Raw genomic sequence first — 11,849 nt, 5'->3', positions numbered from 1 at the left:
TTATTAGTGCGACAGCCCCTTATTTAAACTTTTATTTACTTAATTTCTTAATTGCTTTTTCTGTTTTAATTTTAGAGTCTAAAGCTACTTCCTTATTGTTTCTTATCACATTAGTACATATTAAATCTACTAAAAAGCTTTGAGATATCCTTATTCCTACAGATTCCATATCAAGTTTCATTTCTTGATATGTATAATTTAATACATAATCACTAACCCTTGATAACCTTGATAATAGATTTTCTGTTATAGAAATTACTTTTACATTATTTTCTCTAGCAACTTCTGCTGCCATATTAACTTCGTCTGTATTCCCACTATTTGAAATAATAAATAGCACATCTCCAGCTTTCATTAATGATGCCATCATTAATAGTGTATGACTATCTCTATAAAAGTTACAAACTAACCCTATTTTCATAAATTTATAATATGCATCTTCTGCAATTATTCCAGAGTGTCCAATCCCAGCAAAAGCTATTCTTTTCGCTTTAACTAATATATTTGATATTTCTTCAATTATTTTATAATCTATTTTCTTTAAAGTATCTTCCAAAGAATTAACATTCATATCATAAAACTTCTTAACAAACTCTCCTAGAGAATCATTTTCTGATAATACTTCATTTTTATTTATCTCAGCACTAGTATCAGCATTATCATACCCATTATTCTTAAATTCTTGTGCCATTGTCATTTTAAACTCTAAAAAACTTCTAAATCCAAGCTTTCTACAAAATCTTGTAACTGTAGCCTCACCGACTCCACAGTTGTTAGCTATTTCAGTTACTGTCATATATATACTGCTATTCATATATTCTTCTATATAATCACAAATTTTATTTTCTGCCTTAGTTAGCTCATCTCTATCTTTTACTAGCAAAGATTTCATATCTATCCCTCTTGTCTTATTATTTTAAAATAATTATATTATAAAATTAAATAAATAACTACTTTTAAATATATGCTTTATAACATATTGTTTTATTACCTACTTAAACTTATAATAAAAGTACTTCCCTTATTTAGTTCACTTTCTGCTGAAATAGTCCCTTTGGAAAGTTGTACAATTCTTTTTGCAATTGCAAGCCCTAGCCCATAGCCAAGTTCACTTCTTGAATTGTCCTGCTGATAAAATTTATCAAATATAAAATTTACAACCTCTTTCTCCATTCCTATTCCTTCATCTTTTATATTAACCTTGATAAAATCTAAGCTTTTTTCTATCCAAATACTTATGTTTCCATTATTATTTGAAAATTTAATCGCATTTTCTATTATATTAGTCCAAACTTGCAAAAATAATTCTTCATTTCCATAATAATATGTTTTAGGAAGATCTAAATTGAAATTTATATTTTTTCCTATCCACTTTCCTTGCAATATAAGGATAGCTTTTCTTATATTTTCATCTAAAGAAAACTTATTTTCATTATCTATAATATCTTGATTTTCAAGCTTAGATAAACGTAATGTGTTAATTGATAATTTTTCTAATCTTTTAGACTCCTCTATTATAATATCTAAATACTCTAATCTTTCTTCTTTAGTTAAATTATCATCTTTAAGTATTTTTGCAAAACCTTGTATAGATGAAATTGGGGTTTTTAGTTCATGAGAAATATTATTTACAAAATCTTTTTGTATATAAGCAGTATTCCTTAGTTTATTTGTCATTTCATTAAAATAAAAAATTAACTGGGCTATCTCATCTTTTTCCTTTGTTTCTAGATTAATGTCAAAATTTCCTTGAGCAACTTCATTGGTTGCTTTTGTTAATACCTTTATCTTTTTTACCACTAATGTGGATATAAAACACAAGGATGTCACGCAGATTATAAAACTTATTAATAAGGTTAGAAATCTTAATGTATGAAAATCATTAAATTCTACACTTGAATTTTCTTTAATTATAGATATTTTCTTATTTATTATCGGAGAAACTATAAAAAATGTAATTGCATTACTTATAAATATTGTAGTAAAAAAATAGATTATTATTTTGCCTTGAAGGGTATTTCTAAAATAGTTATATACTTTCTTCATACATTTTTTTCCGCCTTATATCCCAATCCTCTAACTGTTATTATTTTAAATTCATTAAAATCATTTAATTTTTCTCTAATTCTTTTTATATGAACATCTACTGTCCTCTCATCACTTTCAATATCCATCCCCCATATTTCTTCCATAAGCTGTCCTCTAGTAAATATTTGTTTTGGATAACTTAAAAGTTTAAATAATAAATAAAATTCCTTTTTAGGTAATTCCACTATTTTGTCTTTCTTTATTATTGTTAAAGTATCATAATTTATAACTACATCTCCAATACTTAATTTGTTTTCATTAACTATTTTTGACCGTCTTAAAAGTGCATTAATTCTAAGAAGCATCTCATCTAAATCTATTGGCTTTACCATATAATCATCTGCACCAATTGAAAAGGCTTTTCTTTTATCTTCTATATTTTCTTTAGCCGTAACCATTAAAATTGGTAAATCATAATAAGAACTACGTAAAACCTTTACTAATTCATATCCATTAACCTTAGGCATCATTATATCGCAGATTACCAAATTAATAATTTTATCTTCAAAGATTTCTATAGCTTCTTCCCCATTTTGTGCTAAATAAACATAATATCCTTTTTGTTTTAAAATCACTTCCATTAATCTTCTTAAGCTTTTATCATCTTCAACAATTAGTATATTAATCATTGTGTTCTCCTTAACATTTATAGTTTCTTATAATTAAAAGTAAGTTTTATATCTTATTATTTATTATAATATAGTTAAAAATATAGGCAAATACCTAAAAAAGATATTTGCCTAATATTATCAATATTTTATTCTGTTCTTAAAGCTTCAACTGGATCTTTCTTTGATGCCATTTTAGCTGGTATAAATCCTCCAAGTATGGTTAATGTTACACTTATTATTACTAATAATATTGCATGAATTGGATTTAAAACAGCAACGTTTTCTAAATCAGTTACCTTATATAGTATATGATTTGTTGGGAAAGTTAAAAGCCAAGCTATAAGTATTCCAAGAAAACCTGATAAACTTCCAATTATAAATGTTTCAGCATTAAATACTCTTGTTATATCCTTCTTTCTAGCTCCTAATGCCCTTAATACTCCTATTTCTTTTGTTCTTTCTAACACAGAAATATAAGTTATTATTGAAACCATTATTAATGATACTACTAATGATATTGCTGCAAATGCTATAAGAACCATTGTTATTGCATCCATAATCCCACTTGATAAGCTTACAAAGGTACTTGCCATATCATTATATATTATCATATCCTCCTTATCTTTTCCATCATTCCAAGAATCTAAATATGATATTACTTCATCTTTTGTTGTAAAATCTTTTGGATATAAAGTTATCATATAAGGAACCTCTGTTGCCCCTAGACTTGCTAATAAGCTTTCTTTTGCATTAGATGTGCCATTATCTTCTGCAAAACTTTGTCCTGTAAATACATTATAATCTGCCTCTTGCTGTGCTTTAACTACTTCTGAATCTTTTGATTTTTCTATGAAATATTTGCTTAAATCATCTGAATATGAAATACCATTAGATAATAATGAAATATCCACGCCGTCTTTAAGTCTTATAATACCTGCTATTTTTAGTGGAATAGCCCTTTCATTATTATAAAGTTCACTCATATCTGAGGGATTTACTGATAATGTAAAAAAGTTTCCAACTTTCTTATAGTAATCATCATTTAAAACTGCTTTAATTTCATGTCCTACAATATTGTTAAAATTAATCTCTTCTAAATTACTACTTATTCCTAATGCCTCTAAAACCTTTGTGTCGATTTTATTATATTCATCAACTACTAAAACTAAATCATTCATTGTTTCTGGATAATTTCCATATAATAAATCATAATTCTTTTCTAAATAGCCTATTTTATTTCCATCTGTACTTATTGGATAAGAAGATAAATTTAAATCTTTAGTATTTATTGTTGTTGCAGTATCATCTACCATTTTTAAAATATTCATGTTAACTAAACGTGTATATCCTAGACCTGATAATAAACTTTTATCTATATCTTCTATATATTTTACATAATCTTCAGTTAAATTATTTTTATGTGTTCGTCTATTTTCTTCTGCGTTGTAAGGATAAATAACTTCTGAATCTGGGTATTTTCCTTCCTCTTTATCTAAACCAAGCATTTTATTTCTTTGTGATTTCATATCATTTACATCTATTTCTGTTGCTGTTTGATTAATCATTATTGGAAAACCTGACAATGTATCTGTTTCAAACATATCTATTTGCTTATCAAATCCATTTGAAAGAGAGAGAATTAAAGCTATTCCTATAATCCCAATACTTGATGCAAATGCTGTTAAGAAAGTTCTCCATTTTTTAGTTCTAATATTCATTCCAGATAACTTTAATGCTGTAAGGAAACTCATACTTGTCTTTCTAAGACTATATGAAGTATTGCCTTTTTCATCTTCTAATGAATTAGTATCTGAAATTACATTTCCATCTCGAAACTCAACTATTCTATCTGCATATTCTTTTGCAAGTTCTGGATTATGAGTTACCATAATAACAAGCTTATCTTTTGCAATATCTTTTATCAAATCCATTATTTGAATACTAGTCTTAGTATCTAATGCACCAGTAGGTTCATCTGCCAATATTATATCTGGATCATTAGCAAGAGCTCTTGCAATAGCAACTCTTTGCATTTGGCCTCCGGAAAGTTGATTAGGCCTTTTATGAACATGTTCTTTAAGTCCAACACGTTCTAAGACTTCCATAGCTTTTTTATGTTTTTCAGATGATGAAACCCCACTTAATGTCATCCCCATCTCTACATTATCTAAAATGCTTAAATGATTTATTAAGTTATAGCTTTGAAATACAAAACCTATACTATTATTACGATATGCATCCCAATCGGAATCCTTAAATTCTCTAGTGGATTTTCCATTAATAATTAAATCTCCGCTATCATAATTATCTAATCCACCAATAACATTTAGACAAGTAGTTTTTCCTGAACCACTTGGACCTAATATTGCAACAAATTCATTTTGTCTAAAACTTAGACTTACACCATTTAATGCTACTTGCTTAAATTCGCCTGTTACATATGACTTTTTTATATTTTTTAACGATAACATACTTTTCCTCCTACAATAAATTTTGCTACGATATGTTTATAATATTTTATTTATATGAACTGAATATGAACTTAAAAATTAAATTTATTTAATTTTTATTAAGTTAGTCATTTATTCCCTTATATAAAATCCTAAGAAATAACCTTAATGTTTTCTGTCCTAAATTGTTATTATACTTAACATTATAACCAAATTTATAAAAAAATTAAGAATTAATAGTTGAAAATTTGAAAAGCGAAAAACTTTTAAAAAAAGAAGTAATTCAGCTACTCTGAATTACTTCTTAGATTATCTATTGTCTATTCTAAATTATCAATTAGTGCTCTCCACTGTCAATTATCTATTGTAGCTTCCTTCCCAAACAATCTCTCTGTACTTATCTGGATCTGTATCTCCTTCAGTACTAAATAATAATACCCTTGAGTTTTCATCTAAGCTAATAGATTCCTTTAAATCTTTATATTCTGGATTTGTCATTAATTCATATACTAATCCTAATGTAACAGCTCCTGATTCTCCAGATATAACCTTATTATCGCCATTTAAAGGATTTCCAAGAACCCTCATTCCATTTGCTGCAACATAATTTGGAGCTGAAACAAAAACTTTTGAGTGATTTTTTAACACTTCAAACCCTGTTATATTAACTTCTCCACATGCAAGTCCAGCCATTATTGTTGGCATATCCCCACCAACTGCTCTTGGATTTCCATCATTTGCTATTGCTGATTCATAATAACATGATGCTTCTTTTGCTTCTACTACAACAGTTGTTGGACAATTTTCTCCAAATACTGATGCAAAGAATCCTTGAATTCCTCCTGCAAGAGAGCCTACTCCTGCTTGTAGGAATATATGAGTTGGTTTTTCTACATTATAATCATTTCTTAATTGTTCTAATGCTTCAAGTCCCATAGTTCCATAGCCTTGCATTATCCATGCTGGTATTTCTTCATAACCTTCCCAAGCTGTATCTTGAACTACCACTCCGTTATGTTCTTCTGCATATTTTGCTGCAAGTCTTACAGCATCATCATAATTCATATCAGTAATTGAAGCTTCTGCTCCTTCTTTTCTTATATTTTCTAATCTTATTAGTGAAGATCCTTTAGGCATATATACTACTGATTTCTGTTTCAATCTATTAGCAGTCCATGCAACTCCTCTTCCGTGATTTCCATCAGTTGCAGTTACAAATGTTATTTCTCCCAATTCACTTTTAACCTCTTCTGATGTTAGTTTTTCATATGGTAACTCAGCAATATCCTTATTCAATCTTTGTGCTAAATATTTTCCCATTGAATAAGAACCACCTAAAACTTTAAATGCATTTAATCCAAATCTATAAGATTCATCTTTTAAATATATTCCTTTTAAACCTAATCTCTTACTTAAATTTTCTAAATTAACTAATGGTGTCACACTATATTCTGGGAAACTTTTATGAAAGTTTCTTGCTTTATTTATTTCATCTATATTTAAAAAGTCTAAGTCACCATCTTTTTTATTCTTTGGCATGGTATTTTCTTTCCATTGAATTTTTTCAGACATTACTTCTCCCCCTTGAGCTTATTTTATTCTTGTTCCTGTCTTACCTAAAATTCCATCTTTAGCTTTTTCAAGTAAAGTAATAAGTGCATATCTTCCTTCTTTAGAAGATGCAAATTCTATTCCTGCCTCTACTTTAGGTTTCATTGATCCAGGAGCAAAATGTCCCTCTTCTACATAATTAGTCATTTCTTCAACTGTAACATCATCAAGCCATTTTTCATTCTCTTTTCCATAATTTATAGCTGCTTTTTCTACAGCTGTTAATATAATTAGAAAATCAGCATCTAATTCTTTAGCTAATGTAGCACTAGCAAAATCTTTATCTATAACTGCGCTAGCACCTCTTAAATGGTTTCCTTCTTTCATTACTGGAATTCCACCACCACCACATGCTATAACAACTTGTCCAGACTCTACTAAACTTCTAATTGTATCAATTTCTATAATACTTTTTGGTCTTGGTGATGCAACAACCCTTCTATAGCCTCTTCCTGAATCTTCAACTACATTTTCACCCTTTGCAATTAGAGCCTCCGCTTCATCTTTAGTCATGAAACTTCCAATTGGCTTAGTTGGATTACTAAAGGCTTCATCATTTTTATCGACTTCAACTTGAGTAACAATTGTTGCTACTGATTTGTCTATATTCCTATTTAATAATTCTTCTCTAAGAGCATTTTGCAAGTCATATCCTACATATCCTTGACTCATAGCCACACATACAGACATTGGAATTGATGAGTATTTATAATTTGACTTTGTTAATGCATCCATAGCAAGATTTATCATTCCTACTTGCGGCCCATTTCCATGAGATATTACTACATCATGTCCTTCTTCAATTAAATCCACAATAGCTCTTGCTGTTGATTTAACAGCACCCATTTGTTCTTCTAAATTATTTCCTAATGCATTCCCACCTAATGCTATTACTATTTTCTTTTTCATAATTTCTCTCCCTATTAATTTGGATTTATTTTTATATTGCATGGGCCCTTATTCAATAAACTGAATAAAAGCCCATTAGTGTGTTTATGCTAAATATAATATCTAAATTATACTATTTAACTTGTCTTTCCTTAGTTTCAGCTTCTAACTTAGCTAAAACTTCTTGTGGATTTTTTACTTTGCTTAAGAATATCATAGCTGCTATAGCATATGGCTTATAGCTAGCTTCTTTATATAGTGGCTTTCTGTATCTATCAAACACTGAAGCATCAACTTCTCCAACTTCACAACTAACACCTGTAATATCTGCTGGTAAGCAATGTAAATATAAAGCTTTTCCATCCTTAGTTGTCTTCATTAACTCTTCAGTACATTGCCAATCTTTATGTTCAGCATTATGTGCTAATAATTCTTTTTCTAAAGCTTTTATTCCATCAAAATCTCCATTACCGTATAATTCTGTTCTTTTTTCCATAGCAACAAATGGAGCCCAGCTCTTTGGATACACTATATCAGCATCTTTAAATGCTTCTTCCATTGAATTAGTTTTAGTAAATGATCCACCTGAAAGTTCAGCATTCTTTTTAGCTACTTCTTCAACTTCTGGCATTACTTCATATCCTTCTGGATGAGCTAAAACAACATCCATTCCGAATCTTGTTAGTAATCCAATTATTCCTTGAGGAACTGATAATGGTTTACCGTATGATGGAGAATATGCCCAAGACATAGCAACTTTCTTTCCTTTTAAGTTCTCTACTCCACCAAATTCGTTTATTAAATGAAGAGCATCTGCCATAGCTTGAGTTGGGTGATCTATATCACATTGTAAATTAACAAGTGTAGGAATTTGTTCTAATGTTCCTTCTTCATGACCTTCTCTTACAGCCTTTGATACTTCTCTCATGTAAGTATTTCCTTTGCCGATATACATATCATCTCTAATACCTATAACATCTGCCATAAATGAGACCATGTTAGCAGTTTCTCTAACTGTTTCTCCATGAGCTACTTGAGATTTTCCTTCATCTAAATCTTGTACTTCTAATCCTAAAAGGTTACAAGCTGATGCAAAGCTAAATCTTGTTCTTGTAGAGTTATCTCTAAATAAGGATATTCCAAGACCACTATCAAATATCTTTGATGAAATATTGTTTTCCCTTAAAGTTCTTAATGCTTCTGCAACTGTAAATACAGCTTGTAATTCATCATCACTCTTTTCCCAAGTTAACATAAAATCGTCATTATGCATCTTTGAAAAATCTAATTCGTTAAGTTTATTAATATATTTGTCCATTAAAGCCATCTTAATATTCCTACCCTTCATTATCTTAATTTTATTTTAATTTTTAAATTTAACTTAATATTATATTTTTATTTATCTTTATTAGCACAATAAATTGTTGGTAATGCAGCATAAACAGCAGCACATTTTACTAAATCTTCTTTCCAAGTTTTTTCATTTGGAGCATGTGCTTGTGCTTCTGCACCAGGTCCAAACCCTATTACAGGAATTCCATTACGTCCCATTATTGAAACACCATTTGTTGAGAATGTCCATTTATCAGTAAGAGGGCGTGCTTTTCTCATTTCATTAGTTACAGCATCACCACTTCTTGTTGTTCCATAAAGACCCTTATATGCTTCTTCCATTGCCTTTGTTACAACATGATCCTCTGGAATTACCCAAGTTGGGAAATAACATTCAATTGGATACACTAATCCTGTATAACTTGGTCTATCATAGTTATACATACTTACAGTTGCATTATACTTTTTAACAGCTGGAAGTTCGCGAATTTCTTCTAAGCAGCTCTCCCAAGTTTCACCTGCAGTCATACGACGATCTAATGAAATTGAACATGAATCGGCAACTGCACAACGGCTTGGTGAAGTAAAGAAAATTTCAGAAGTTGTAACAGTACCTCTACCTAAAAAGTTAGCTTCTCTATATTCTGGATTATATTTTTCATCTAACATTTTTACTAAACCTTTAATTTCTTTATCATCAGCTGCATCATTTTCGTTAAGATCACGAACATTAGTCAATATTTCAGCCATTTTATAAATTGCGTTATCTCCTCTTTCTGGAGCAGAACCATGACATGAAACTCCTTGAACATCAACACGTATTTCCATACGTCCTCTTTGTCCTCTATATATACCACCATCTGTTGGCTCTGTAGACACTACAAATTCAGGTCTAACTTTATCTTCCTTAATTATATATTCCCAGCAAAGTCCATCGCAGTCTTCTTCTTGAACTGATCCAACAACTAATGCTGTATATTTTTTATTTAACAGTCCTAAATCTTTCATTATTTTTGCACCATAAACAGATGAAACAATTCCACCTAATTGATCAGAAGTACCACGTCCACCTATTTCAGTTTCTGTTTCATAGCCTTCATATGGATCAAAATTCCAATTAGTTCTATTTCCTATACCAACTGTGTCAATATGAGCATCAAAACCTATTAATGTTTCCCCTGTACCCATATATCCTAATACATTACCTTGTGGGTCTATTTCCACTTTGTCAAAACCTACTGCTCTCATTTCTTCAGCTATACGTTCAACAACACCTTTTTCTTCACAACTTTCTCCAGGAATAGCAACTAAATCTCTTAAGAATTTAGTCATTTGAGCTTCATATCCCTCTGCTTGTAGTTTGATATTTTTAAAATCCATATTCTTTTCCCCCTTATCTTTACAAATGTATTTAATTTTAAATATTTTTATTCTAAATCTCATTTATATATCAAGCAAAATCCATGCCAAATCTTAGCGGTGTTTTTTAAATTTTATATGTGATTTTGTTTGATTTTATTCGCTATTCACCATATTTATTCATATTTTTTTGTATAAAAAATAAAGGGTTATCATTTTGATAACCCTTTATCACTTTTTGATAACCCTTTATCACTTTGGTTAATTCTATAGTTTTCTTGACTTTTAGAGGCTTTAAATAGTTTTTTATCAAATTGATAAGCATTGTTTTATCTAGAAAATATAATTTTACATTTATATAGAAAAGTATAAATTAAATTTGATACTTTTATTAATTTTCTACATATTCTTAGCTATAAATTCTAACATTTTAATTCCCACACCTACAAGTTCATCTATATCTATTTGAGAGAAATCATGACTAGTTCCTTCTAATGTTATCAACTCTGACTTATTTCCATTCGACTTTAATTTATTATATAATAATTCTGCATTTTCGTATGGAACTATTTTATCTTGTTTGCTATGAACTATAAGCGTTGTTGGTTCTTCTTTATCCACGTAATTTATTGGACTATATTTATTTAATATTTCATCTTTATTTTCTCCCACAGAATTTATAATCTGCTCTAAATCCCATTGAACATTGTTAATATCTAAAGTAGATAAATCTGTTGGTCCAAAAAAATCTATTATATATTTTATATCACAGGGATAATCTTTTAATTCTGGTGAGTCAATAAATTCATTATTATCACTATATGCTGCCATTAAAGCTAAATGTGCTCCTGAAGAAGCTCCTATAACTCCTATTCTGTCTGTGTTAAAATCGAACTTATCTTTATTTTTATAAATCCATCTTATCGTATCCTTAACATCACTTATTTGCTTACTGAAATTTTCTTCGTTCCTCATAAGCTCATAACTAGTGCTTATTATAGTAAACCCTTCTTCTCTAAAGGAATCTAATAATGGAGATATAGCCTGTGGTATTTCTTTTCCACCATAAACCCAGCTTCCTCCATGAACATAAAGAATTACAGGTGATCCTCCTTTTACATCTTTCTTTGGTGAATATATATCTAAATTTAAAGGAACTCCATTAGTATTTTTATATTCAACATTATTATAATCTATATAATCTATTGCTTTTAAAGAAGTATCTTGTGTTAAACTCTCTCCATCCTCAACAAATTCACTATATTTTTTTAATATATTAGTATATAAAGATATCCTATCTCTTATAGAATATATAAATATGCCTGCTAATAAAACTATTGCTATTAATATCATTCCTAAAATTTTGAAAAATTTTCTCATCTTATCTCCTTTCTTCATTATATAAAAAGCTTATTAAATTATATATATTTTTTATTTAAATATTAAAATTCAAAGGATACTTATTATTTAATTTATATTATATTTGAAATATTTATACAATAAATTAAAC

9 protein-coding genes are annotated in these 11,849 nt (G+C 28.9%); all 9 read right to left on the bottom strand.

The window, feature by feature from the left end; genetic code table 11:
- Window positions 1–31 precede the first annotated feature (31 nt).
- Window positions 32–892, bottom strand: a complete 861-nt coding sequence (locus AAT22_RS09475) for a MurR/RpiR family transcriptional regulator (protein WP_047001024.1) — start codon at window positions 890–892, stop codon at window positions 32–34.
- 95 nt (window positions 893–987) lie between these two features.
- Window positions 988–2,046, bottom strand: coding sequence for a HAMP domain-containing sensor histidine kinase (locus tag AAT22_RS09470; RefSeq protein WP_047001023.1), 1,059 nt, complete (start codon window positions 2,044–2,046; stop codon window positions 988–990).
- The gene (locus AAT22_RS09465; RefSeq protein WP_047001022.1) at window positions 2,043–2,717 is read right to left on the bottom strand and encodes a response regulator transcription factor; all 675 of its coding nucleotides are present in this window, start codon (window positions 2,715–2,717) and stop codon (window positions 2,043–2,045) included. The genes AAT22_RS09470 and AAT22_RS09465 overlap by 4 nt, the downstream gene beginning before the upstream one ends.
- A 128-nt stretch (window positions 2,718–2,845) precedes the next feature.
- Window positions 2,846–5,170, bottom strand: a complete 2,325-nt coding sequence (locus AAT22_RS09460; RefSeq protein ID WP_047001021.1) for an ABC transporter ATP-binding protein/permease — start codon at window positions 5,168–5,170, stop codon at window positions 2,846–2,848.
- 336 nt (window positions 5,171–5,506) lie between these two features.
- Window positions 5,507–6,721, bottom strand: a complete 1,215-nt coding sequence (dpaL, locus tag AAT22_RS09455; protein WP_047001020.1) for a diaminopropionate ammonia-lyase — start codon at window positions 6,719–6,721, stop codon at window positions 5,507–5,509.
- An 18-nt stretch (window positions 6,722–6,739) separates the two neighbouring features.
- Complete coding sequence (gene arcC / locus AAT22_RS09450; protein WP_047001019.1) at window positions 6,740–7,669, bottom strand: carbamate kinase; 930 nt, start codon at window positions 7,667–7,669, stop codon at window positions 6,740–6,742.
- Window positions 7,670–7,781: 112 nt separating this feature from the next.
- Window positions 7,782–8,975: a knotted carbamoyltransferase YgeW gene (ygeW, locus tag AAT22_RS09445; protein ID WP_016207307.1), complete on the bottom strand. Its 1,194-nt coding sequence runs from the start codon at window positions 8,973–8,975 to the stop codon at window positions 7,782–7,784.
- A 68-nt stretch (window positions 8,976–9,043) separates the two neighbouring features.
- Window positions 9,044–10,360 carry a YgeY family selenium metabolism-linked hydrolase gene (locus tag AAT22_RS09440; protein ID WP_016207308.1) on the bottom strand — a complete coding sequence of 439 codons (1,317 nt, stop codon included), beginning with the start codon at window positions 10,358–10,360 and terminating at the stop codon, window positions 9,044–9,046.
- A gap of 378 nt (window positions 10,361–10,738) precedes the next feature.
- Window positions 10,739–11,719 carry an alpha/beta hydrolase gene (locus tag AAT22_RS09435; protein ID WP_047001018.1) on the bottom strand — a complete coding sequence of 327 codons (981 nt, stop codon included), beginning with the start codon at window positions 11,717–11,719 and terminating at the stop codon, window positions 10,739–10,741.
- Between the last annotated feature and the right edge of the window lie 130 nt (window positions 11,720–11,849).

Source organism: Clostridium sp. C8 (assembly GCF_001010885.1).
Taxonomy (GTDB): Bacteria; Bacillota; Clostridia; order Clostridiales; family Clostridiaceae; genus Clostridium; species Clostridium sartagoforme.
This window is presented reverse-complemented; position numbering and strand designations above follow the sequence as displayed.

Bases quoted from the DNA above. Each gene is read 5' to 3' on its own strand.
- AAT22_RS09440 (WP_016207308.1), bottom strand. From the start codon at position 10,360: ATGGATTTTAAAAATATCAAACTACAAGCAGAGGGATATGAAGCTCAA.
- ygeW (WP_016207307.1), bottom strand. From the start codon at position 8,975: ATGGCTTTAATGGACAAATATATTAATAAACTTAACGAATTAGATTTT.
- AAT22_RS09470 (WP_047001023.1), bottom strand. From the start codon at position 2,046: ATGAAGAAAGTATATAACTATTTTAGAAATACCCTTCAAGGCAAAATA.
- AAT22_RS09435 (WP_047001018.1), bottom strand. From the start codon at position 11,719: ATGAGAAAATTTTTCAAAATTTTAGGAATGATATTAATAGCAATAGTT.
- AAT22_RS09465 (WP_047001022.1), bottom strand. From the start codon at position 2,717: ATGATTAATATACTAATTGTTGAAGATGATAAAAGCTTAAGAAGATTA.
- arcC (WP_047001019.1), bottom strand. From the start codon at position 7,669: ATGAAAAAGAAAATAGTAATAGCATTAGGTGGGAATGCATTAGGAAAT.
- dpaL (WP_047001020.1), bottom strand. From the start codon at position 6,721: ATGTCTGAAAAAATTCAATGGAAAGAAAATACCATGCCAAAGAATAAA.
- AAT22_RS09460 (WP_047001021.1), bottom strand. From the start codon at position 5,170: ATGTTATCGTTAAAAAATATAAAAAAGTCATATGTAACAGGCGAATTT.
- AAT22_RS09475 (WP_047001024.1), bottom strand. From the start codon at position 892: ATGAAATCTTTGCTAGTAAAAGATAGAGATGAGCTAACTAAGGCAGAA.